We start from the raw sequence: 24,022 nt of genomic DNA, 5'->3' as shown, positions 1-24,022 counted from the left end.
AAACGTTCGAATCGACGGAGTTGATGTTATTATTTATGGTTATAACCCTGATTTGATGGCAAAAGGCCATGCAATGAACAGAGAAGAAGTGCACTGTGATGTTGTCTAAATTTAAACGTAATAAACACCAACAACACCTCGCAGAGCTGCCGAAACTGTCACAATCCGTTGCGGATATGTCGACACTTTACTCGCCTGCCGAATTTCGTCAGACGTTGCTGGAGAAGATTGCGGCAGCGCAGACCCGCATCTGTATCGTTGCGCTCTATCTGGAAAACGATGACGCCGGGCGCGCCGTTATGGATGCGCTTTATCATGCGAAGCAGGCGAGACCGGAGCTGGATATCTCGATTCTGGTAGACTGGCATCGTGCGCAGCGTGGCCGAATTGGCGCAGCACGAGGCGTAACCAATGCCGACTGGTATTGCGAAATGGCGACGCGTTATGCCGATATTGCCATCCCGGTTTATGGTATCCCGGTCAATACCCGTGAAGCCCTGGGTGTACTCCATCTTAAAGGTTTCATCATAGATGATACGCTGCTCTACAGCGGCGCCAGCATCAATGATGTTTACCTGCATCAGCATGACAAGTATCGTTATGATCGCTACCAGGTTATCCGCAATTCGCAGCTGACCGATACCATGTATGACTGGATCACGCTCAATCTGAAGCCAGCAGAAGCGGTTAACCGGCTCGATTTCGCTGAGCGCCCTTCCAGCCCCGAAATTAAAAATGAGACGCGCCAGTTCCGTCAGGATCTGCGTGGCTTCAATTATCAGTTTGAAGGGAATGCCGGCAACGATGAACTGGCAGTTACACCGCTGGTCGGTCTGGGTAAGCATAGCCTGCTCAATAAAACCATTTTCCATCTGATGCCGTGTGCAGAACAGAAGCTGATTATCTGTACCCCCTACTTCAACATGCCCGCCTTGCTGGTACGTAATATCATTCATCTTCTGCGCCAGGGAAAGCAGGTTGAGATCATCGTCGGCGATAAAACAGCCAATGACTTCTATATTGCGCCTGATCAGCCGTTCAAAATCATAGGCGCGCTGCCTTACCTGTATGAAATCAATCTGCGTCGCTTTATGAGCCGTTTGCACTACTACGTTACGACCGATCAGCTGGTCGTGAGACTGTGGAAGGATGGCGAGAACAGTTATCACCTTAAAGGAATGTGGGTTGATGACGAATGGCAGCTGATTACCGGTAATAACCTCAATCCACGTGCCTGGCGGCTCGATCTGGAAAATGCCGTGCTGATCCACGATCCTCATCAGGAGTTAGCGGCTCAGCGTGAGAAGGAATTGACGTTAATCCGGCAGAACACGACGGTAGTGACGCATTTCCGTGAGCTAGAGAGTATTGCTGATTACCCGGCCAAGGTGCGCAAGCTCATTCGCCGTCTGCGCCGGATACGTATCGATCGCCTGATCAGCCGGATTCTTTAATCACTGCGGTCAATAAGGCATCCATTATGCGAAGTGTGCTGCTTGCTGTGCTGTTGTTTCGTTAAGTTCTGGGGCGGGAAAAGAGCTGTATGACAGCCGCCCGAATGGCAGCGGCTGGAGCTGGAAAGATTTCGCTGGGATGCCGCCGGTGCAGCCAGCGGCATTGCTCTCTGGAATCTGAGCCAGTAGCTATTTTAAAGCTTAATCCCCTTACCACGCTTGTGCAGCAACAGCGACACCAGAAACGCCACCGCGCCCATCGCAGAGACATACCAGAAGAAGGTAGTCTCGATCCCCTGCTTCTTCATCAGCAACGCTACATACTCTGCCGAACCCCCGAAGATCGCATTCGCGACGGCGTAGGAGAGCCCGACACCCAGTGCACGCACCTGTGGCGGGAACATTTCGGCTTTAAGAATGCCGCTGATGGCCGTGTAGAAGCTGGTGATCAGCAAGGCCAGCATAATCAACAGGAAAGCCACGCCGGGACTTTGCACGTTTTGCAGCAGGGTCAGAATTGGCACCGTACAGATCGCCGCAGCTGCGCCAAAGATCATCATCGAAGTGCGACGACCAATTTTATCTGACAGCGCACCGATAATTGGCTGAATCAGCATAAAGACCAGCAGCGCACCGGTCATCAGCCCGCTGGCTGTTTTAGGATCCATACCCGACGTGTTAACCAGATACTTCTGCATGTAGGTGGTGAAGGTGTAAAAACTCAGGGAACCGCCCGCGGTAAAACCCAGCACCATCAGGAAAGGACGGGTATGATTGCGCAGCAATCCGATTACGCTTCCCGCATCGCGATGTTCCCGGCTGGTCTTGTCTGACGTTTCTTCCAGAGAGCGCCGTAGCCACAATGCGACAACCGCGAGCAGTGCGCCGAGGAAGAACGGAATTCGCCAGCCCCAGCTGCGCAGTTCTGCATCAGTAAGCAGGAATTGTAGCACCACTACGGTCAGTACCGCCGCTAACTGACCACCAATCAGCGTGACATACTGGAATGAGGCGTAGAATCCTTTGCGTCCTTCCAAAGCCACTTCGCTCATGTAGGTTGCGCTGGTCCCATATTCCCCACCTACCGATAATCCCTGAAACATACGCGCCAGCAGCAGAATGACGGGAGCCGCCACGCCGATCGTTGCGTAACCCGGCAGGCAGGCGATGACCAGTGACCCGAAACACATCATGCAGACCGAAACCAGCATCGAATTTTTTCGGCCATGTTTGTCACCGATATAGCCGAACAGCCAGCCACCAATCGGACGCATCAAAAATCCTGCCGCAAAAACGCCCGCCGTCTGCAACAACTGCGTGGTGGTATCTCCCTGCGGGAAGAATATGTGCGCAAAGTAGAGCGAGAAGAATGAATAGACATAGAAGTCGAACCACTCGACCAGGTTGCCCGATGACGCGCCAACAATAGCCCAGATGCGTTTCCTGGTATCATCCGGCTGAATTTTATTATTTGTTGTTGTCATGCCTTACCTCTGTTCCTTGCTGATCAACAGCGTTTAAAGGATTGAGTAAAGCATTTAAGTCTACCAGAGGTAAAGGCGGGGTAATCTGAGATGAATATTGTGAGCCATATCGCCAATTATCGAAAAATCAGCGGGTTGCTGGCGATGCCGTAAGACCATATGAGGTGATGAGGGTTGCAGAAAGTGGGTTTGTGGTCAATGTTTCTGCTCAAAAGAGCAAAATTCAGACGTAAAAAAGCCCCGCACTGCGTGCGAGGCTTCTTCACTTATTTGATGCCTGGCAGTTCCCTACTCTCGCATGGGGAGGCCCCACACTACCATCGGCGCTACGGCGTTTCACTTCTGAGTTCGGCATGGGGTCAGGTGGGACCACCGCGCTAAAGCCGCCAGGCAAATTCTGTCTCCGCGCCGCCCCTCAGGGCCGCGCAGAATATCCGGAATAAGCTGAAAATCGTGTCTCTCAAAAACGCCTCTGGCGTTGTAAGGTTAAGCCTCACGGGTCATTAGTACCGGTTAGCTCAACGCATCGCTGCGCTTACACACCCGGCCTATCAACGTCGTAGTCTTCAACGTCCCTTCAGGACTCTCAAGGAGTCAGGGAGAACTCATCTCGGGGCAAGTTTCGTGCTTAGATGCTTTCAGCACTTATCTTTTCCGCACTTAGCTACCGGGCAGTGCCATTGGCATGACAACCCGAACACCAGTGGTGCGTTCACTCCGGTCCTCTCGTACTAGGAGCAACCCCCCTCAATTCTCCAGCGCCCACGGCAGATAGGGACCGAACTGTCTCACGACGTTCTAAACCCAGCTCGCGTACCACTTTAAACGGCGAACAGCCGTACCCTTGGGACCTACTTCAGCCCCAGGATGTGATGAGCCGACATCGAGGTGCCAAACACCGCCGTCGATATGAACTCTTGGGCGGTATCAGCCTGTTATCCCCGGAGTACCTTTTATCCGTTGAGCGATGGCCCTTCCATTCAGAACCACCGGATCACTATGACCTGCTTTCGCACCTGCTCGAGCCGTCACTCTCGCAGTCAAGCCAGCTTATGCCATTGCACTAACCTCACGATGTCCGACCGTGATTAGCTGACCTTCGTGCTCCTCCGTTACTCTTTAGGAGGAGACCGCCCCAGTCAAACTACCCACCAGACACTGTCCGCAGCCCGGATAACGGGCCTACGTTAGAACATCAAACATTAAAGGGTGGTATTTCAAGGTTGGCTCCACGCAGACTGGCGTCCGCGCTTCAAAGCCTCCCACCTATCCTACACATCAAGGCTCAATGTTCAGTGTCAAGCTGTAGTAAAGGTTCACGGGGTCTTTCCGTCTTGCCGCGGGTACACTGCATCTTCACAGCGAGTTCAATTTCACTGAGTCTCGGGTGGAGACAGCCTGGCCATCATTACGCCATTCGTGCAGGTCGGAACTTACCCGACAAGGAATTTCGCTACCTTAGGACCGTTATAGTTACGGCCGCCGTTTACCGGGGCTTCGATCAAGAGCTTCTCCTTGCGGATAACCCCATCAATTAACCTTCCGGCACCGGGCAGGCGTCACACCGTATACGTCCACTTTCGTGTTTGCACAGTGCTGTGTTTTTAATAAACAGTTGCAGCCAGCTGGTATCTTCGACTGGCTTCGGCTCGGGGAGTAAATCCCTCCACCTACGCGCCAGCGTGCCTTCTCCCGAAGTTACGGCACCATTTTGCCTAGTTCCTTCACCCGAGTTCTCTCAAGCGCCTTGGTATTCTCTACCTGACCACCTGTGTCGGTTTGGGGTACGATTCTGTGTTACCTGATGCTTAGAGGCTTTTCCTGGAAGCTGGGCATTTATCACTTCAGCACCGTAGTGCCTCGTCGTCACGCCTCAGCGTTAATAAGGGACCGGATTTACCTGGACCCTCCGCCTACACGCTTAAACCGGGACAACCGTCGCCCGGCTGATATAGCCTTCTCCGTCCCCCCTTCGCAGTAACACCGAGTACAGGAATATTAACCTGTTTCCCATCGACTACGCCTTTCGGCCTCGCCTTAGGGGTCGACTCACCCTGCTCCGATTAACGTTGAACAGGAACCCTTGGTCTTCCGGCGAGCGGGCTTTTCACCCGCTTTATCGTTACTTATGTCAGCATTCGCACTTCTGATACCTCCAGCATGCCTCACAGCACACCTTCGACGGCTTACAGAACGCTCCCCTACCCAACAACACATAGTGTCGCTGCCGCAGCTTCGGTGCATGGTTTAGCCCCGTTACATCTTCCGCGCAGGCCGACTCGACCAGTGAGCTATTACGCTTTCTTTAAATGATGGCTGCTTCTAAGCCAACATCCTGGCTGTCTGTGCCTTCCCACATCGTTTCCCACTTAACCATGACTTTGGGACCTTAGCTGGCGGTCTGGGTTGTTTCCCTCTTCACGACGGACGTTAGCACCCGCCGTGTGTCTCCCGTGATAACATTCTCCGGTATTCGCAGTTTGCATCGGGTTGGTAAGCCGGGATGGCCCCCTAGCCGAAACAGTGCTCTACCCCCGGAGATGAGTTCACGAGGCGCTACCTAAATAGCTTTCGGGGAGAACCAGCTATCTCCCGGTTTGATTGGCCTTTCACCCCCAGCCACAGGTCATCCGCTAATTTTTCAACATTAGTCGGTTCGGTCCTCCAGTTAGTGTTACCCAACCTTCAACCTGCCCATGGCTAGATCACCGGGTTTCGGGTCTATACCCTGCAACTTAACGCCCAGTTAAGACTCGGTTTCCCTGCGGCTCCCCTATACGGTTAACCTTGCTACAGAATATAAGTCGCTGACCCATTATACAAAAGGTACGCAGTCACCCCCGTAAAGAGGGCTCCCACTGCTTGTACGTACACGGTTTCAGGTTCTGTTTCACTCCCCTCGCCGGGGTTCTTTTCGCCTTTCCCTCACGGTACTGGTTCACTATCGGTCAGTCAGGAGTATTTAGCCTTGGAGGATGGTCCCCCCATATTCAGACAGGATACCACGTGTCCCGCCTTACTCATCGAGCTCACAGCGCGTGTGCTTTTGTGTACGGGAGTATCACCCTGTACCCTGCGACTTTCCAGACGCTTCCACTAACACACATGCTGATTCAGGCTCTGGGCTGCTCCCCGTTCGCTCGCCGCTACTGGGGGAATCTCGGTTGATTTCTTTTCCTCGGGGTACTTAGATGTTTCAGTTCCCCCGGTTCGCCTTGCAGCACTATGTATTCATGCTGCAATGATGCACAGAGTGCACCGGGTTTCCCCATTCGGACATCGACGGCTGTAGCGGTTCATATCACCTTACCGTCGCTTTACGCAGATTAGCACGTCCTTCATCGCCTCTGACTGCCTGGGCATCCACCGTGTACGCTTAGTCGCTTAACCTCACAACCCACAGGCGTTTTGCAACGCTGCAGACTGCAAGCATTTGAGAGACTCGAACGTGCCGCATTTTTCATTCTTATTACGGAGAATGAAAGCGACACGTCGTTTCAATTTTCAGCTTGTTCCGGATTGTTAAAGAGCAAATATCTCAAACGCGACCCGGCTGCTTACGCAGCCAGAACGGCTTTGAGATACTGTATGGAGACATCTTTCACCTGTCACCAAGCAGGTGGCGTCCCCTAGGGGATTCGAACCCCTGTTGCCGCCGTGAAAGGGCGGAGTCCTAACCGCTAGACGAAGGGGACACGATAGTGTCACGACTTCGCAGCCGTCCTGCTCATTACTTTTTTATCAGACAATCTGTGTGGACACTGCGCGGGAAGGTATCTTCAGGTAAGGAGGTGATCCAACCGCAGGTTCCCCTACGGTTACCTTGTTACGACTTCACCCCAGTCATGAATCACAAAGTGGTAAGCGCCCTCCCGAAGGTTAAGCTACCTACTTCTTTTGCAACCCACTCCCATGGTGTGACGGGCGGTGTGTACAAGGCCCGGGAACGTATTCACCGTGGCATTCTGATCCACGATTACTAGCGATTCCGACTTCACGGAGTCGAGTTGCAGACTCCGATCCGGACTACGACGCACTTTGTGAGGTCCGCTTGCTCTCGCGAGGTCGCTTCTCTTTGTATGCGCCATTGTAGCACGTGTGTAGCCCTACTCGTAAGGGCCATGATGACTTGACGTCATCCCCACCTTCCTCCGGTTTATCACCGGCAGTCTCCTTTGAGTTCCCGACCGAATCGCTGGCAACAAAGGATAAGGGTTGCGCTCGTTGCGGGACTTAACCCAACATTTCACAACACGAGCTGACGACAGCCATGCAGCACCTGTCTCACGGTTCCCGAAGGCACTGAGGCATCTCTGCCAGATTCCGTGGATGTCAAGAGTAGGTAAGGTTCTTCGCGTTGCATCGAATTAAACCACATGCTCCACCGCTTGTGCGGGCCCCCGTCAATTCATTTGAGTTTTAACCTTGCGGCCGTACTCCCCAGGCGGTCGACTTAACGCGTTAGCTCCGGAAGCCACTCCTCAAGGGAACAACCTCCAAGTCGACATCGTTTACGGCGTGGACTACCAGGGTATCTAATCCTGTTTGCTCCCCACGCTTTCGCACCTGAGCGTCAGTCTTTGTCCAGGGGGCCGCCTTCGCCACCGGTATTCCTCCAGATCTCTACGCATTTCACCGCTACACCTGGAATTCTACCCCCCTCTACAAGACTCAAGCCTGCCAGTTTCAAATGCAGTTCCCAGGTTAAGCCCGGGGATTTCACATCTGACTTAACAGACCGCCTGCGTGCGCTTTACGCCCAGTAATTCCGATTAACGCTTGCACCCTCCGTATTACCGCGGCTGCTGGCACGGAGTTAGCCGGTGCTTCTTCTGCGGGTAACGTCAATCGGCGCGGTTATTAACCGCACCGCCTTCCTCCCCGCTGAAAGTACTTTACAACCCGAAGGCCTTCTTCATACACGCGGCATGGCTGCATCAGGCTTGCGCCCATTGTGCAATATTCCCCACTGCTGCCTCCCGTAGGAGTCTGGACCGTGTCTCAGTTCCAGTGTGGCTGGTCATCCTCTCAGACCAGCTAGGGATCGTCGCCTAGGTGGGCCATTACCCCGCCTACTAGCTAATCCCATCTGGGTTCATCCGATAGTGAGAGGCCCGAAGGTCCCCCTCTTTGGTCTTGCGACGTTATGCGGTATTAGCCACCGTTTCCAGTGGTTATCCCCCTCTATCGGGCAGATCCCCAGACATTACTCACCCGTCCGCCACTCGTCACCCGAGAGCAAGCTCTCTGTGCTACCGTCCGACTTGCATGTGTTAGGCCTGCCGCCAGCGTTCAATCTGAGCCATGATCAAACTCTTCAATTTAAGTTTGATTTGCTGCAACAAGTGCAGCGATGCTCATCTGTAAAACGTCATAATGAATTTCATTATGTGTTCACTCGTGAGGCTTTGATACTTTTGTGCGTCCAAAGACGCTGATATCAATCCTGCGAGTGCCCACACAGATTGTCTGATAAATTTTTAAAGAGCAGTGCGAACAGTGCGTTAGCGTCCTGTCGCGAGGTGGCGTATATTACGCTTTCCCCCTGCAGAGTCAACCTCTATTTCAGAAGTTTTTCTCCGGCGGCGCAGTCTCCTGTGCCTCTCAACCCGTTTCCCGTTTCCGGTTTGCCGTGTCAGTGGAGGCGCATTATAGGGAACGGCTGAGATAGCGCAAGTGCAAATCACAACTTTTTTACTGACCGTTCAATTTGCGCTCAAAAGGAGTAATAAATAAGCAAAAACCCCTCAAAAGGGCAAAAAAAACGGGCCAGAGGCCCGTTTTTCAACTCGCACCCTTACTGATGTGCAGTTATGACGTCGTTTACAACATCCATTTCGATGGTTTTACCCGGCACCAGCGAACCTGCAAGGATCTGCTGAGCCAGCGGGTTCTCAATCTGCTGCTGTATCGCCCGTTTCAGCGGACGCGCACCATAGACCGGGTCATACCCGTTCTCCGCCAGCAGTTTGATCGCATCATCGGAGATGTGCAGCTGATAGCCACGTTCATCCAGACGTTTGTACAACCGCTGCAGCTGAATCTGCGCAATAGAAGCAATGTGTTTCTCAGCCAGCGGATGGAACACCACCACCTCATCGATACGGTTGACGAATTCCGGACGGAAATGCTGTCCGACCACACCCATAACAATATCTTTCATTTCCGGATAGCTGAGATTGCCGAACCGTTCCTGGATTAAATCCGATCCCAGGTTAGAGGTCATGATCACCACGCTGTTACGGAAATCGACCGTACGACCCTGCCCATCCGTCAGACGCCCATCATCCAGCACCTGCAGCAGAATGTTGAAGACATCAGGATGCGCCTTCTCGACTTCATCCAGCAGGATTACCGAATAAGGACGACGACGTACAGCTTCGGTCAGATAACCGCCCTCTTCATAGCCGACATAACCCGGAGGTGCGCCCACCAGCCGCGACACTGAATGTTTTTCCATAAATTCGGACATGTCGATACGAACCATCGCATCGTCACTGTCGAACAGGAAGTTAGCCAGCGACTTACACAGTTCGGTCTTACCTACCCCGGTAGGGCCCAGGAACAGGAAGGAACCAATAGGCCGGTTAGGATCTGACAGGCCAGCACGACTACGGCGAATCGCATTTGATACTGCTTCAACCGCTTCATCCTGTCCGATGACCCGGCCATGAAGATCCTGCTCCATGCGCAGTAACTTATCGCGCTCACCTTCCATCATTCGCGCCACCGGAATCCCGGTCCAGCGCGCCAGCACATCGGCAATCTCCACATCGGTTACCCGGTTGCGCAGTAACTTCATGGTTTTGCCTTCCGCCTGAGTCGCTGCGGCCAGCTGTTTTTCCAGTTCAGGAATTTTACCGTACTGCAGTTCTGACATCTGCGCGAGATCGCCCTGACGACGAGCCTGCTCTAAGTTCAGACGCGCCTGCTCAAGTTCAGCTTTAATATTCTGCGTGCCGGACAGCGAGGCTTTTTCAGTCTTCCACTCATCTTCCAGCTCGGCGTATTCGCGCTCTTTCTGGTTCAGCTCAGTTTCCAGCATCTCCAGACGTTTGATACTGGCATCATCCGCCTCTTTCTTCAGCGCCTGCTGCTCCAGCTTCAGCTGAATAATACGGCGCTCAAGGCGATCCAGTGACTCCGGCTTCGAGTCCATCTGCATACGAATGCTGGAAGCTGCCTCATCGATCAGGTCAATCGCTTTGTCCGGCAGCTGGCGGTCCGCAATGTAACGATGAGAAAGCGTTGCTGCTGCGACAATCGCCGGGTCAGTGATCTGCACATGGTGATGCAGCTCATAACGCTCTTTCAGACCACGCAGAATGGCGATGGTATCTTCCACAGTCGGCTCAGCCACAAAGACTTTCTGGAAACGACGCTCCAGCGCGGCATCTTTTTCAATGTACTGGCGATACTCATCAAGCGTAGTGGCACCTACGCAGTGCAGTTCACCACGCGCCAGCGCTGGCTTGAGCATGTTACCGGCATCCATCGCACCGTCCGCTTTACCGGCTCCCACCATGGTGTGCAGCTCGTCTATAAACAGAATGACGTTGCCTTCCTGTTTCGACAGGTCACTCAGTACGCCTTTCAGACGCTCTTCGAATTCACCACGATATTTCGCCCCGGCCACCAGCGCCCCCATATCCAGCGCCAGTACCCGGCGGCCTTTCAGGCCTTCAGGGACTTCACCGTTAATGATGCGCTGCGCCAGCCCTTCAACAATCGCGGTTTTACCCACGCCAGGCTCACCAATCAGCACCGGGTTATTTTTGGTTCGGCGCTGCAGAACCTGGATAGTGCGACGAATCTCTTCATCACGACCAATCACCGGATCGAGTTTGCCCTTCTCGGCTCGCTCGGTCAGGTCAATGGTGTATTTTTTTAATGCCTGGCGCTGATCTTCAGCCCCCTGATCGTTCACGTTGTCTCCTCCCCGCATCTGTTCAATCGCACTGGTGATTTTTTCGCGCGTTGCGCCCGCGGCTTTAAGCAGATCGGCCAGTGCACCACGTGATTCAAGGGCGGCCAGAACAAATAATTCGGATGAAATGAAGTTATCATTGCGCTTCTGCGCCAGCTTGTCGCACAGGTTTAATACCCGTACGAGGTCAGATGAGGGTTGTACATCCCCTTCGCTGCCTTCAACTTGTGGCAGGCGATCGATGGCCTCCTCAATGTGAGCGCGAAAAGGCGTAACGTTGACACCCGCAGAAGTCAGTAAAGGTGAAACCGATCCGCCTTCCTGTTTGAGCAACGCGCTCATCAGGTGCAGAGGTTCAATGAATTGGTTGTCGTGTCCCAGAGCCAGGGACTGCGCGTCGGCGAGAGCCAGCTGAAATTTGTTAGTAAGACGATCCAGACGCATAATTCCTCCCATTACAGGTCAAAATGCTACTGGAGATTAAATGAGGTCATCCCTCAAATTTTCAAGGTTAATGACCTGAGATTTGAGTAAAAAACACGCTAACTGGACCGTCTTATGGCGTAAGGTTATAACAGCCAGATCAAAGTTGCCATACGCCCGGTGATCCCATCGCGACGGAAGGAAAAGAAATCGTCGCGCTGGGTGAAGGTACAACGGCTGTCGGCACTGATTGATTTCACGCCCGCTGCCTGCAGTCGCATACGCGCCAGCAGCCAGATATCAGCGTAAAATTTGCCGCCTGAAGGACGGAAAGCCTGCACGGCGCGAGGATCCTGAGCCATAAAGGCCTCACGTACTTCTGCACCAACTTCAAATGCATCCGGCCCGATTGCCGGACCCAGCCAGGCATGGATCTGATCCGATGGCGAACGAAACTGCGCCAGCGTATTTTCCAGTACACTCGCACAAAGTCCGCGCCAGCCTGCATGTGCCGCCGCCACTTCCGTCCCATCCTGCGAACAGAACAGGACCGGGAGGCAGTCAGCGGTCATGATGGCGCAGACGACGCCAGGCTGATCGGTGATACAGGCATCGGCACACAATGGCGTACTTGCTCCTGCAGCCAGACGCACAACTTCAGTGCCATGAACCTGATCCAGCCACTGCGGCATCGCAGGCAAGCCCGCCTCTTCCATCAGCAACTGCCGGTTACGCGTTACCGTATCCGGATTATCCCCCACGTGCCCGCCGAGATTCAGTGCATCCCAGGGCGATGTACTGATGCCGCCCTGTCGCTGCGTCGAGCAGGCCCGAACGCGTGACGGAGCAGGCCATTGAGGCGTAATCAGATTCATCACCAGTTCATCTGGTCTTTGAATTCTTCGGTGTCTGCTTTTAACGCCGCGATCAGATCAACCATATCCTGTGGAAGCGCCGCATGGAATTCCATTTCAATCCCGCTGATAGGATGATACAGACGCAGCATGGTGGCGTGCAGTGCCTGACGATCGAAACCGCGCAGCGTAGTGATAAATGCCTCTGATGCGCCTTTTGGCGGACGCGGACGGCCCCCATAAAGCGGATCGCCCACCAGCGGATGGCTGATGTGAGACATATGCACACGGATCTGGTGAGTACGACCGGTTTCCAGACGCAGGCGAAGACGGGTATGCGCGCGGAAGTGCTCCATGATGCGGTAATGCGTCACCGCCGGCTTACCCATCGGGTGAACCGCCATGTGGGTGCGTTTGGTTGAGTGACGGCTGATAGGCTGCTCAACAGTACCGCCCGCCGTCATATTACCAATCGCAACCGCTTCATATTCACGGGTGATTTCGCGACGTTGCAGCGAGTCCACCAGATGCGTCTGAGCCGGTACAGTTTTCGCAACCACCATTAAACCGGTGGTGTCTTTATCCAGGCGGTGTACGATGCCCGCACGCGGCACATCCATAATCGCTGGATAGTGATGCAGTAAGGCGTTGAGTACCGTACCATCCGGGTTACCGGCGCCAGGGTGAACCACAAAGTCGCGTGGTTTGTTGATGACGATGATGTCCTCATCTTCATAAACGATGTCGAGTGGCAGATTTTGCGGTTCCCAGCGCTGTGCCTCTTCGATCTCAGCGTCAATCGCGACCAGCTCGCCGCCCAGCACTTTTTCTTTAGGTGTATCGACCATGACGCCGTTTACTGTCACGCGACGGTCGAGGATCCACTCTTTTATGCGGGAACGTGAATAATCAGGGAACAATTCCGCCAAAGTCTGATCTAAGCGTTGTCCGAGTTGTGATTCGGATACCGTTGCGGTGAGTTGAACTTGTTGTGCCATATACAGCTTCTTCGTTAACGTTGGGTTTTCACGGCGATGCCGTTTAATATAATGTGCTATCGTACCTGGTCATTACCGGGAGCTATACGGACAGCTTCCGCCATAACATTTGAGGATAATCACTTCGTCATGACGCGTATGAAACATCTGGTGGCTGCTGCCACACTGAGCCTGGCACTTGTTGGTTGTTCCGGCTCAAATGACGCGGTACCGGACAGCCCGCCTTCTGAAATCTATGCTACAGCGCAGCAAAAGCTGCAGGACGGTAACTTTAAAGCTGCGATTAAGCAACTGGAAGCGCTGGATAATCGTTATCCGTTCGGTCCTTATTCGCAGCAGGTGCAGCTGGATTTAATCTACGCGTACTATAAAAATGCCGATCTGCCCCTGGCACAGGCTGCCATTGCCCGCTTTATGCGTCTTAACCCCACACATCCGAACATTGACTATGTCATCTATATGAAAGGTCTGACGGATATGGCGCTGGATGACTCAGCACTGCAGGGCTTCTTTGGTATTGATCGTTCTGACCGCGATCCGACGCACGCTCGTGATGCCTTCCGCGACTTCTCACAACTGCTGCGCAGTTACCCGAACAGCCAGTATGCGGCTGATGCTCAGAAACGTCTGGTCTATCTGAAAGACCGCCTGGCGAAATATGAGCTGTCAGTGGCGCAATTCTATACTAAGCGCGAGGCGTATGTCGCGGTTGTTAACCGTGTCGAAGGTATGATGCGCGATTATCCGGATACTCAGGCAACACACGATGCACTGCCGCTGATGGAAAATGCTTACCGCAATCTGCAACTGAACGCTGAAGCAGACAAAGTGGCGAAAATCATTGCAGCGAACAACAGCTGATAGCCCGGTAGCTTTTCAGCCATAAAAAAAGCAGCCTGTGATGGCTGCTTTTTTTTGCTCAAATAACAGTCATAAGTGGATCTGCTGCCAGCGAGCTAACTCATCAAGCATGCCGTGTTAATCGTTTCGCTTCAAGCCATTTCGGCCAGTTTCTCTGCCTTTCTCACAGAATGTTGTGACTGACAAAAAGTGACATTTTTTCGTGACCGAAATCTCACATTCAACGCTTTTTCGCGCTATGCTGAAAAGACCAAGACGGAAATGACAGAGAGGTAAGAAAGATGGTTCTGAACATTACCAGTAAACAAATGGACATCACTCCGGCAATCCGAAGCCATGTTGAAGACCGTCTCGCCAAGCTCGAAAAATGGCAAACCGACCTGATTAACCCACATATTGTCCTCTCCAAAGAGCCCAAAGAATTCGTGGCTGACGCCACTATTAACACACCTAACGGGACTCTGGTGGCCAGCGCCAAGCATGATGATATGTATACCGCGATCAACGACTTAATCGCGAAGCTCGAACGTCAGCTGAATAAAGTTCAGCATAAGTCTGAAGCGCGCCGCGCCAGTGCCAGCGTAAAAGACATTATCCCCGCCGACGAAGAGTCCTGATTTTCATAACGCGCCTCCGGGCGCGTTTTTTATTGACAGCTTTTAATCAGTACGGTTACTCTCAGGTCACTCTTTTTTCGGACGTTCACATGAAACCTGATCTGTTTTTCTTCGCTTTCTTTTTTACCTTCCCCTGAACGGGAGGCTATTCGTCGTGTGAAAATGAAAGCGAAGACGAACAACGAAGCCTCCCAACCGGGAGGCTTTTTTATTGGATAGCATACAGGTGAGCCCTATGAATCCCGACAATCCATTGCTGGCACTACGCGATAAGATCAGCGCAGTGGATAAAAAACTTCTGACGCTGCTGGCCGAGCGTCGTCTGCTGGCAGTGGAAGTCGCACAAGCGAAACTGGCAACGCATCGCCCGATTCGCGATGTGGAGCGCGAACGCGCGCTGCTGGAGAATCTGATTGTGCTGGGTAAAGCGCATAAACTGGATGCGCACTACATCACCCGCCTGTTCCAGCTGGTCATCGAAGATTCCGTACTGACGCAGCAGGCATTGCTGCAGAAAAACCTCAATCATCCCCATGCACATGCCGCCCGCATCGCTTTCCTGGGTCCGAAAGGCTCTTACTCGCACCTTGCCGCACGCAACTACGCGTCACGTCATTTCGATAGCATGGTGGAGTGTGGCTGCCTGAAGTTTCACGACATCATTAAGCAGGTCGAAAATGGCGTGGCTGATTACGCCGTGATGCCGATTGAGAACACCAGTTCGGGTTCGATCAACGATGTCTACGATCTGCTGCAACAGACCAGTCTCTCTATTGTGGGCGAGCTGACCTTACCTATCGACCACTGCGTGCTGGTGAATGGTTCTACCGATCTGCAGCAGATTGAGACGGTGTACAGCCATCCTCAGCCCTTCCAGCAGTGCAGTCAGTTCATTAACCGTTTCCCGCACTGGAAGATCGAATATACCGAGAGTACCGCTGCAGCGATGGAGAAAGTGGCTGCGCTCAACTCACCTAAGGTGGCGGCGCTGGGCAGTGAAGCCGGTGGCGAGCTCTATCAGCTGCAGGTGCTGGAGCGTAATCTGGCGAATCAGCAGCAGAACCATACCCGCTTTATCGTGCTGGCCCGCAAAGCCATCGAGGTTTCAGATCAGGTGCCAGCGAAAACCACGCTGATTATGGCAACAGGCCAGCAGGCGGGTGCGTTGGTTGATGCGCTGCTGGTTCTGCGTCAGCACAATCTGATTATGAGCAAGCTGGAGTCCCGCCCGATTAATGGCAATCCGTGGGAAGAGATGTTTTACATTGATGTGCAGGGCAACCTGCAATCGGAGCGGATGCAGCAGGCGCTTCAGGAATTACAGACCATGACCCGCTCTCTGAAGGTACTGGGCTGCTACCCCAGCGAAAATGTGGTGCCCGCTGAGCCTGGCGAATAAAAAGAATAAAAAAAGGCATCCAGCTGGATGCCTTTTTCATAGATGGATGGCTGTTATTTATGGGCGGCTGTCATTGGCCGAACGCAGCAGACTTCGGCTTTCGACCAGGAAGCGTTTTGCGTGATCGCCAAACCACTGTTCAACCCGGTTAAAGCTGGTGATAAATGCCTGCTTGTCGCCCTGCTCCAGCAGCGCAATCGCTTCACCAAACCGCTGGTAATAGCGTTTTATCAGCGCCAGATTACTCTCTGAAGACATGATGATATCCGCATAGAGTTGCGGATCCTGCGCGAACAACCGCCCCACCATCGCCAGTTCAAGCCGGTAAATGGGTGACGAGAGCGCCAGCAGCTGATCCAGATTGACGTTCTCTTCGGCTAAATGCAGACCATACGCAAAGGTCGCAAAGTGACGCAGCGCCTGTATGAATGCCATGTTCTGGTCATGCTCAACAGCGCTGATACGATGCAGACGCGCACCCCAGACCTGAATCTGCTCCAGGAACCACTGATACGCTTCCGGTTGTCTTCCATCACACCAGACCACCACCTGTTTTGCCAGGCTGCCGCTGTCCGGGCCAAACATCGGATGCAGACCCAGTACCGGGCCGTTATGAGCGGCCAGCATCGCCTGCAGAGGCCGGTTTTTCACTGACGCCAGATCGACCAGGATACAATCTTCAGGCAGTGGCGGCAGCTGAGCAATGACCTGCTCGGTCAGATGAATCGGCACGCTAATGATCACCATGCCGGCATCGCTAAGCAGTGCCCCAGCCTGTGGCCAGTCCTCTTTATCCAGCGTTTTAACCGTATAGCCAGATAGCCCGAGCATTTTTTCAAACAGCCGGCCCATCTGGCCCTTACCACCGACGATGACCACCGGACGCAGTTCAGGACAAAGGGTTTTAAAGCCTTTGTCATTCTCGCTGGTATAGGATTCCCGCATTACGCGACGCAGCACATCCTCAATCAGATCCGGTGGTACGCCGAGCGCTTCGGCCTCTTTGCGACGCGAAGCCAGCATCGACGCTTCACGCTCAGGCACATAGATAGGCAGGCCGTAACGGCTCTTCACTTCTCCTACTTCGGCCACCAGTTCCAGTCGCTTAGCCAGCAGATCCAGCAGCGCTTTATCAACACTGTCAATTTGATCGCGTAACGCGGTCAGTTCAGCCACCATTGCTCTTACACCTCTTGTGACAGACGCGCCGACAGCACTCCCTGCAGATCCTGATGCATTTCACGCAGCAACGTTTCGGTCACTTCCCAGTTGATGCATGCATCGGTTACGGAAACGCCATACTTCATTTCGCTGCGTGGCTGCTCAGAAGACTGGTTACCTTCATTGATATGGCTTTCCAGCATCAGACCAATGATAGAACGGTTCCCGTCTTTGATCTGCGCAATAGCGGATTCCGCTACGCCAGGCTGACGGCTGTAGTCTTTGTTCGAATTACCATGGCTGCAATCTATCATTAAGGCTGGACGCAGTCCCGCCTTGAGCATCTCTTTTTCACACTGCGCGACATCTTCAGGACCGTAGTTCGGCGCTTTGCCACCACGCAGGATCACGTGACCATCCGGATTGCCCTGCGTCTGCAGCAGGCAGACCTGACCAGCCTGATTGATCCCGACAAAACGGTGCGGCATTGCGGCAGCACGCATGGCGTTGATTGCCGTTCCCAGACTACCATCGGTGCCATTTTTAAAGCCTACCGGCATCGACAGGCCTGAGGCCATTTCACGGTGCGTCTGAGATTCAGTAGTACGTGCACCAATGGCAGACCAGCTGAACAGGTCGCCCAGATATTGCGGGCTATTAGGATCCAGCGCTTCAGTGGCCAGAGGCAAACCCATTTCAACCAGGTTCACCAGCAGCTGGCGCGCAATGTGCAGACCCGCTTCCATATCAAACGAGTTATCCATGAAAGGATCGTTGATCAGCCCTTTCCAGCCGACGGTGGTACGAGGTTTTTCAAAATAGACGCGCATCACGATAAAAAGCTGATCTTTCAGCTCTTCAGAAAGGGTTTGCAGACGACGAGCATAGTCCAGTGCCACTTCGGTATCGTGAATTGAGCAGGGTCCGCACACCACCAGCAGACGCGGGTCGCGGCCGGCAATAATGTCAGAGATGGTCTGGCGGGACGCCGCAACCTGATCCTGCTGTTCAGCGGTCAGTGGAAACTTCGCTTTCAGCTCTTCAGGCGTGATGAGTACCTGTTCACCGGCGATATGCACATTGTTCAGCGCGTCTTTTTGCATGATGGCGATCCTTTGGCTCGTATTAGCTGATTGGGGCTCCTCATCGAGGAATACAAATACTGTATCACAGGCAATACATAGCGCAATATTATATGTACACATTCATTACCACAGTTCAAAAGCAACAAACAGCACCTTAATAAAAACCATAAATATCAATATCATAAAAAATAACCGCACTACAATAATTTCCGGTAATCGTAAATTTAAGTTTACGATTAGCTTTATTGCGTTTCTGCCTGCTGCAGGCAAAATGAACATAATGTTTATTTTAATGCTGAGTCCATCATGCACGCCTCCCCACTTAACATCTATCTGCGACCTTTTGAGCTTAACGACGTTTCCGCGTTTACTGCTGCGGTGAATGACTCACTGGACAGCCTGATCCCCTGGATGGTCTGGGCGCATCACGATTATCAGCCTCACGAAGCAGAAAGCTGGATCCGCTTTACTCACTGGCAACGGATGAGGGAGGAGGCGGAAGAGTTTGCAATCGTTGATCAGCATGACCAGCTGCTGGGGGGCGCAGGAATACGCTTTGCCCGTCATCCGGGTGACACCAGCGCAATTGGTTACTGGGTTCGCAGTGATGCACAGCGTCAGGGAATCGCCAGCCGCGCGGTGGCCGCGTTGCTGCCGCTGGGGTTTTCACGCCCAGAGACCCGGGTGATTGAGATTCTGGCAGCAGAGGATAACCTGGCCAGTCGGAGCGTGGCTGAGAAGTGCGGTGGTCAGTTCATTGGCTGTCGCTATGGCCTGATCGTATTAGAGAAAGGGCCGGTTAATACTGCGATTTATCATTTTCAGCGGCCGGCTGCCGGTTAGCTTCTGTCAGCTGGCTGCCATCAGGAAAAAAAAAGGGGCTGGCAGATGCCAACCCCTTGTTTGCTATTAACTTTTAGATGTCGCGTTAGCGATACCTTAGTTAAGACGCTTTTACTAGCGCATATTAGAAAACAATAATTTACAATAACAACAACAAGTTAAGCACATCCTAAGCATGGTTTAGAACACCCTCGCACATGTTGCGTAGTCAACATGTAGGCAATCTGGAGTGTTACACAACCTCCAAATCACTGACTTTCTCGTTCACTACCTTTGCAGCGCTTGCAATCTTATTAAGGCTATCTGCATCGAAATACATGGAGCCAGCTATCTTCAGAGCCTCCACCAGTTCTTCAACAGCTGCGAGTGCTTCATCTCTTGTTACAGATTGGTTTATCGGTTTAAAGTGCTTATCAAACTTGTTCAAATCAAACTCATCAAACCTGTTTTCCCCAAGATAACGCAGCTTCCAAAGCATATTGAAAGCGGTAGATATTTCTTTATCCTCACCGAACCTAAGACAATTAAAAATAATATCCTGATTTTTAAATTGTTCATCAAATACTTTATAGCCGGTCATCATTAAATCTAATACTTTGGTTGACCATTCTCTGCAAATTATCAAACAAATGAGCGCTTCAAGAAAGCCAGATTTAAAAGATGCCAAACCATCTGGTGTCACCTGTTTGTGGCGGTCCTCTAATGCTTTTATTTTTTGCTCAATGTGACTATTGACAGCCACCACTAAAGTATTAACTTTACTTTTTGAAATGGCATCTAATCGCTTTAGCAAATTGTAAATTTCTCGCGAATTTATTATTTCTCCATAGTCGACTTTTAATGATAAAAATGCAGCCAAATCAAAATGGTCTCTAAATATATAATCTGCATCATTAATTCTATTTAACATGGCGTGTTGCAGACGTTCCAAAGCAATATTTCCGCTAATAACCAACCCATTGATTTCATCTAAAATCATTAATTCTTCGACGGATAGCGAACCACTCGCTGGCTTGTAATCTAAATCGTGCTCAACTTCAGACCATGCATGCATTAATACTGATGCGATTTGAACTTCCACTACATGATTAGAAAAATTATCATTCGTTTTTAACTTAACCCTATAGTGCCTTGCATGATAGCCATCAAATTTCTTAGTGTATATTCCTGCATTTTTGTTTTCCTCATCATCAGGAAAATCCTTTACCTTGATGACATCAAACTCCTCATCAATTATCTTTGATACTTTTTTTAACTCATCAGGAAAATATAATGCAACTCTTACTCCTGAAAGATCAACGATATCTTCATATATATCCTTGGCTGACTGGTAGGATTTTCCACCTGAAGATGCGTTTCTCTTATCTATTTTATCCTTTATACTTTTCACGCTTTTGGCCCTGAAAGTGACCATAGCCTTTACACCTGATGAGTCCAGCTTATTCTCTATTATTGTTTTAACTTCTTTAGCCAGCTCATGAAAAAAGTAATATTCCCTTCCATATGACTCTATAAAAGATTCAGTAACACCATCTAATTTATCATTCATAACCCTCATTCCTTTTTATTTATACTGAGTCTATTAAAATGATCATTCTAAACATCTGCTAGTATGAGTCTATTAAGAGGATTCAGCTCCGCTGCTTCCTCAAGATGATCAGGTGCAAAGTGCGAATAGCGCATCGTTTCACGAATATTCGCGTGTCCAAGTATGCGTTGCAGAACCAAGATATTTCCACCATTCATCATAAAATGGCTTGCGAAAGTGTGGCGCAGAACATGGGTCATCTGTCCTTCCACTAACTCGATATCGGTTAATGCCAGCGCCTTTTTGAATTCCTGATAACAGGGTTTAAACATCCGCCCTTCCAACTTTTCCATTTCCTTAAACAGCCAAATAGGGATAGGCACAGTTCGGTTTTTACCACCTTTGGTTTTGGTGAAAGTAATTTTGTATTTTGAAAGCTGCGAACGGGTTAGCCTTTCGGCTTCACTCCAGCGAGCACCAGTGGCAAGACAAACTTTAACAATCTGCGTCAGATGTGGTTTTCCATATCGATCCATTGCATCAAGTAACTTCCTGATCTGCTCGTCAGTCAGCCAGGACATTTCCTTTTCGGTTTCTTTAAATATCCGAAGCCCATCCAGCGGGTTTGGCAATTTCCATTCGCCAAGGCGTTTTAGCTCATTGAATACGGCGTACAGATATTGATGCTCGCGATTGACTGTTATCGGTTTGACTTTCCATTTTTTAGGGTCGGAGTGATAACCGTTGCTGATTTCCCCGCTGAGACGGCGCTCCCTGTAACGCGCCCACTCTTTAGGGGTGAGTTGCGAAGCGATGGGATCGCCAAGACCGTTGCAAACAATATCAAGTTTTGCCTTGCGGGATTTATTGGCAGCAAGCTGTTTGCCATGTAGGTCATTCCAAAGCGTGATTAGTTCACTGAGCTTGCGGCGATCTTCTTTTTCACCCAACCACGGCTTTTGTTTTGCTTCATCGCGTTTGTAAGTTTCATAAGCTACAGCCTCGCCTTTAGTCGTGAATGTTTTACGGATGCGACGGCTTCCCCTTCCATCTATATAGAAGTCACAAAGCCATTCACCTGTTGGGAGTTTTTTAGCCGCCATAAATTTATGAGTTTTTGCTGAGAGTGACCAATACCATTCCCACGCATTCAATATCATCAGCATGACATTCAAAATGTGACGACTCGTTTTTTACGTTTAACCTGTTGCCTGGTAAACGCGATACGTCATAAACGTCAATGATTCCATCCAGGTCAATCACCCAACGACCATTGCCGATTGCTTTTGCATCCAGATTGACACACCACTGATTAGAGCCTTTGAAAAGCAACGCAGCATTTATAACTGAAGAGCTTATAAAGGAAGGATCACATACCCAATCTCCCTCTTCTACTAACTGACCGGTTTGAATGTCGAATTTCTTTAACTTTCTGAAATCTGGCTTAACCAAATCGTTGGTTTCGGTTGATGCCAGTGGCCGCTCTTCATACATACCGCCATTACCGGTTGCTAACCAATACAGCGACACCCCGGTATCAAGTGCACATGCAATCACAACCTCACCAGGGAAGTGCTCACGACGAACCCAAGCACTCATCGTGCCAGATGGAATGCCAAGATGGTCGCCCAACTGCTTCTGAAGGTCGAATTTATATGCATCCATAATTCTGCGGAGAACTACTCGCCCGCCCGAATTTTGCATCGCCTCAAGTAAGATCTCTCCCTTCAAAGCATAATCAACTGGATCACACCGTCTTACATTTGCAAGTTCAACACCTTCAGCTAACCATCTAATGTCAGCTCCCGTATCAAGCGCACATTGCAGGATATAGTCACCCGGTACTTTTCCGCGTTGCACCCAATTCTGGATAGTAGGCAGAGGGGTTTTTGTAAGCTCAGAATAAGCCTGTCTCGAATTAACTCCATAAGAACTAAGGATTCTTTCAACAACCTGCTTAGCTTTATCGCTTTCCATGTAAACGGAACCTCAAATTAATCCATAAAGATACTTTACACACATCCATTTGGATCATAATATTCGTCCTGCACACTGCTAATGTGCCAGAACACACTCAAAACCAACGTAACTAAGGATATTCACCTATGAGTATTCAAATTGCAATCCCTTCAGGCCCTGACTTTCTCTCATATGACGAGTTTGCACAGCAGTATGGATGCTGCCTAAACACCGTTAAGGAAATGGTAAAAAGAGGCGAACTCCTTATTGTCCCTCGCTCCCGTGAGGGTGGTTTAGGCCGTATCAATATGGTCGCATTCCGCGCTCGTCTTTTGGCTCAGGCGCTGAATTCAAACTACGCCGTGTTTCAGTAACTTAATTTTGTAAGTTAAAAGGAGCAATTGGCATGTTTGATTATCAGACTTCCACCCAAAAACACTATGACGATGCCTGCCGTCAGTTTGCAATAGCACACAACATGGTTGAATTGTCCCAACAGGCTGGCATGAAAGTGCAAACACTGCGTAACAAACTGAACCCTGATCAGATTCATCAATTAACGGTAAGTGAGATGCTGCTCCTTACTGACCTGACTGAAGATGCAACGCTGATTGATGGGGCACTGGCTCAATTGCAGTGTCTTCCATGTGTGCCGGTAAACGAAGTTGCTAATGACAAATTCCCGGCTTATGTGCTGAAAGCAACCGCCGAGATTGGCGTGCTGGCGGCTAACGCTGCAAGCCAGGAAAAAATCACTACGGCATGCCGTCGCAGTGTGGTTCAAAGCGTTAACACCGGTATTCGCTGCCTTACTCTTGCTGCTCTGGCAGTTCAGGCTCGCATTCATTCAAACCCTGCACTGGCTGGCACCGCCGATGTTATTAGCGGGATCGGTGCGTCAATAGGTATGGGATAAATGGTGGCGTTTTCAGTGGCTCCGCTTTTGAAGCGGCAAAGCCCGTCCCACGCATACGGCCACGGCTGGATTGCGGCAGATAAGGGCAGGCGCTGGCACCCGGCAATCTCACAGGCCGAACTGCTGGCAGGATTAACGGGTAAGAGGAAAAAATCATGGGTTACAAAGCTGAAAGTATCACTGTTCAGATGAACGCGGGGCAGCGTGCCAGTGCGCTTAATCATATCTCTGCACTTCGCACCATGATGTACGGCGATTGCAGCCACGAACTAAACCGCTTTATCGCAGACATGCGTAATAAGCGCGATCACCAGGCTGAACAGAATGGCCGCGCACTGAGCGCAATTTTCTTCCTGGCTAATATCAGCAAAGAACGTCACAGCGTTGATTTCAGTGAACTGACGAGTGACGAAAAAACGGCGCTGATTAGCGCAATGAATCACTTAAAAGCAGTCGTGAGTTTATTTCCAAAGAATCTGACGTTACCTAATTAATTAACACACCGAAATTAAA

The 24,022-nt window shown here is 51.1% G+C and carries 18 protein-coding genes, 1 tRNA gene, 3 rRNA genes, 3 pseudogenes and 1 other annotated feature; of the genes and pseudogenes, 10 read left to right on the top strand and 15 right to left on the bottom strand.

What is annotated here, in order from left to right; all coding sequences use genetic code 11:
- Window positions 1-98 precede the first annotated feature (98 nt).
- Window positions 99-1,454, top strand: a complete 1,356-nt coding sequence (gene pssA / locus K6R05_RS04725; protein WP_161735810.1) for a CDP-diacylglycerol--serine O-phosphatidyltransferase — start codon at window positions 99-101, stop codon at window positions 1,452-1,454.
- A 194-nt stretch (window positions 1,455-1,648) separates the two neighbouring features.
- On the opposite strand, the gene K6R05_RS04720 is transcribed toward pssA, so the two are convergent.
- The 8 genes from K6R05_RS04720 to rluD form a co-directional block, all read right to left on the bottom strand.
- Window positions 1,649-2,938 (bottom strand): MFS family transporter, encoded by a 1,290-nt coding sequence (locus K6R05_RS04720; RefSeq protein WP_161735812.1) that lies wholly within the window; start codon window positions 2,936-2,938, stop codon window positions 1,649-1,651.
- Window positions 2,939-3,213: 275 nt separating this feature from the next.
- Window positions 3,214-3,329, bottom strand: a 5S ribosomal RNA gene (gene rrf, locus K6R05_RS04715).
- A gap of 91 nt (window positions 3,330-3,420) precedes the next feature.
- Window positions 3,421-6,328: ribosomal RNA gene (locus tag K6R05_RS04710) — 23S ribosomal RNA — on the bottom strand.
- Between the two features lie 230 nt (window positions 6,329-6,558).
- Window positions 6,559-6,633: transfer RNA gene (locus K6R05_RS04705), tRNA-Glu, on the bottom strand.
- Between the two features lie 89 nt (window positions 6,634-6,722).
- Window positions 6,723-8,262, bottom strand: a 16S ribosomal RNA gene (locus K6R05_RS04700).
- Together the 16S, 23S and 5S rRNA genes with 1 tRNA gene alongside form the textbook arrangement of a ribosomal RNA operon.
- A gap of 473 nt (window positions 8,263-8,735) precedes the next feature.
- Window positions 8,736-11,321, bottom strand: coding sequence for an ATP-dependent chaperone ClpB (gene clpB, locus K6R05_RS04695; RefSeq protein ID WP_202605109.1), 2,586 nt, complete (start codon window positions 11,319-11,321; stop codon window positions 8,736-8,738).
- Window positions 11,322-11,434: 113 nt separating this feature from the next.
- Window positions 11,435-12,163: a purine nucleoside phosphorylase YfiH gene (yfiH, locus tag K6R05_RS04690; protein ID WP_161736778.1), complete on the bottom strand. Its 729-nt coding sequence runs from the start codon at window positions 12,161-12,163 to the stop codon at window positions 11,435-11,437.
- Window positions 12,163-13,140, bottom strand: coding sequence for a 23S rRNA pseudouridine(1911/1915/1917) synthase RluD (rluD, locus tag K6R05_RS04685; protein WP_013358810.1), 978 nt, complete (start codon window positions 13,138-13,140; stop codon window positions 12,163-12,165). Before rluD ends, yfiH begins: the two co-directional genes overlap by 1 nt.
- Window positions 13,141-13,269: 129 nt before the next feature.
- On the opposite strand from rluD, the gene bamD reads away from it, so the two are divergent.
- From bamD to pheA, 4 genes are all read left to right on the top strand, one after another.
- Window positions 13,270-14,001: an outer membrane protein assembly factor BamD gene (bamD, locus tag K6R05_RS04680; RefSeq protein ID WP_009086788.1), complete on the top strand. Its 732-nt coding sequence runs from the start codon at window positions 13,270-13,272 to the stop codon at window positions 13,999-14,001.
- Window positions 14,002-14,282: 281 nt separating this feature from the next.
- The gene (gene raiA, locus K6R05_RS04675; protein WP_161736779.1) at window positions 14,283-14,618 is read left to right on the top strand and encodes a ribosome-associated translation inhibitor RaiA; all 336 of its coding nucleotides are present in this window, start codon (window positions 14,283-14,285) and stop codon (window positions 14,616-14,618) included.
- An 88-nt stretch (window positions 14,619-14,706) separates the two neighbouring features.
- Window positions 14,707-14,831, top strand: a sequence feature (Phe leader region).
- Window positions 14,708-14,755: a pheA operon leader peptide PheL gene (pheL, locus tag K6R05_RS04670; RefSeq protein ID WP_193555295.1), complete on the top strand. Its 48-nt coding sequence runs from the start codon at window positions 14,708-14,710 to the stop codon at window positions 14,753-14,755. It overlaps the preceding feature by 48 nt.
- A 22-nt stretch (window positions 14,832-14,853) precedes the next feature.
- The gene (gene pheA / locus K6R05_RS04665) at window positions 14,854-16,017 is read left to right on the top strand and encodes a bifunctional chorismate mutase/prephenate dehydratase (RefSeq protein WP_222925099.1); all 1,164 of its coding nucleotides are present in this window, start codon (window positions 14,854-14,856) and stop codon (window positions 16,015-16,017) included.
- Window positions 16,018-16,074: 57 nt separating this feature from the next.
- On the opposite strand, the gene tyrA is transcribed toward pheA, so the two are convergent.
- Both tyrA and K6R05_RS04655 read right to left on the bottom strand, forming a co-directional pair.
- Complete coding sequence (gene tyrA / locus K6R05_RS04660) at window positions 16,075-17,196, bottom strand: bifunctional chorismate mutase/prephenate dehydrogenase (protein ID WP_161736781.1); 1,122 nt, start codon at window positions 17,194-17,196, stop codon at window positions 16,075-16,077.
- A 5-nt stretch (window positions 17,197-17,201) separates the two neighbouring features.
- Window positions 17,202-18,281, bottom strand: a complete 1,080-nt coding sequence (locus tag K6R05_RS04655; RefSeq protein ID WP_161736782.1) for a 3-deoxy-7-phosphoheptulonate synthase — start codon at window positions 18,279-18,281, stop codon at window positions 17,202-17,204.
- A gap of 288 nt (window positions 18,282-18,569) precedes the next feature.
- Between K6R05_RS04655 and K6R05_RS04650 the strand changes: the two genes are divergently transcribed.
- The gene (locus tag K6R05_RS04650) at window positions 18,570-19,106 is read left to right on the top strand and encodes a GNAT family N-acetyltransferase (RefSeq protein ID WP_222925098.1); all 537 of its coding nucleotides are present in this window, start codon (window positions 18,570-18,572) and stop codon (window positions 19,104-19,106) included.
- 232 nt (window positions 19,107-19,338) lie between these two features.
- Here the strand turns inward: K6R05_RS04650 and K6R05_RS04645 are convergent, their stop codons facing one another.
- The 5 genes and pseudogenes from K6R05_RS04645 to K6R05_RS22360 all read right to left on the bottom strand — a co-directional run.
- Window positions 19,339-20,655: a GTP pyrophosphokinase gene (locus K6R05_RS04645; RefSeq protein ID WP_222925097.1), complete on the bottom strand. Its 1,317-nt coding sequence runs from the start codon at window positions 20,653-20,655 to the stop codon at window positions 19,339-19,341.
- Window positions 20,656-20,702: 47 nt separating this feature from the next.
- Window positions 20,703-21,737, bottom strand: coding sequence for a phage integrase (locus tag K6R05_RS04640; RefSeq protein WP_222925456.1), 1,035 nt, complete (start codon window positions 21,735-21,737; stop codon window positions 20,703-20,705).
- Between the two features lie 4 nt (window positions 21,738-21,741).
- Window positions 21,742-22,002, bottom strand: a pseudogene (locus K6R05_RS22370) (S24/S26 family peptidase); the annotation flags it as partial.
- Window positions 22,003-22,118: 116 nt separating this feature from the next.
- Window positions 22,119-22,338 (bottom strand): annotated as a pseudogene (locus K6R05_RS22365) (helix-turn-helix transcriptional regulator); the annotation flags it as partial.
- 126 nt (window positions 22,339-22,464) lie between these two features.
- Window positions 22,465-22,611, bottom strand: a pseudogene (locus K6R05_RS22360) (helix-turn-helix domain-containing protein); the annotation flags it as partial.
- Between the two features lie 128 nt (window positions 22,612-22,739).
- Between K6R05_RS22360 and K6R05_RS22480 the strand changes: the two are divergent.
- Genes K6R05_RS22480 through K6R05_RS04615 form a run of 4 tightly spaced genes read left to right on the top strand, consistent with a single transcriptional unit; the run spans window position 22,740 to window position 24,003 of the window.
- Window positions 22,740-22,967 carry a QIAIP family phage-derived DNA-binding protein gene (locus K6R05_RS22480; protein WP_036626516.1) on the top strand — a complete coding sequence of 76 codons (228 nt, stop codon included), beginning with the start codon at window positions 22,740-22,742 and terminating at the stop codon, window positions 22,965-22,967.
- 32 nt (window positions 22,968-22,999) lie between these two features.
- Entirely contained in the window at window positions 23,000-23,509 is a 510-nt protein-coding gene (locus K6R05_RS04625) for a phage regulatory CII family protein (RefSeq protein WP_222925095.1), read from the top strand.
- Window positions 23,510-23,701 (top strand): phage filamentation protein Fil family protein, encoded by a 192-nt coding sequence (locus K6R05_RS04620; RefSeq protein ID WP_222925094.1) that lies wholly within the window; start codon window positions 23,510-23,512, stop codon window positions 23,699-23,701. It abuts the gene before it with no gap.
- The gene (locus K6R05_RS04615) at window positions 23,665-24,003 is read left to right on the top strand and encodes a DUF5347 family protein (protein WP_045139709.1); all 339 of its coding nucleotides are present in this window, start codon (window positions 23,665-23,667) and stop codon (window positions 24,001-24,003) included. Before K6R05_RS04620 ends, K6R05_RS04615 begins: the two co-directional genes overlap by 37 nt.
- The last annotated feature ends 19 nt before the right edge of the window (window positions 24,004-24,022 follow it).

The organism is Pantoea alfalfae (assembly GCF_019880205.1).
GTDB lineage: Bacteria > Pseudomonadota > Gammaproteobacteria > Enterobacterales > Enterobacteriaceae > Pantoea > Pantoea alfalfae.
Note: the sequence above shows the minus strand (reverse complement) of the source record. Positions and strands in the feature narration are given on the sequence as shown.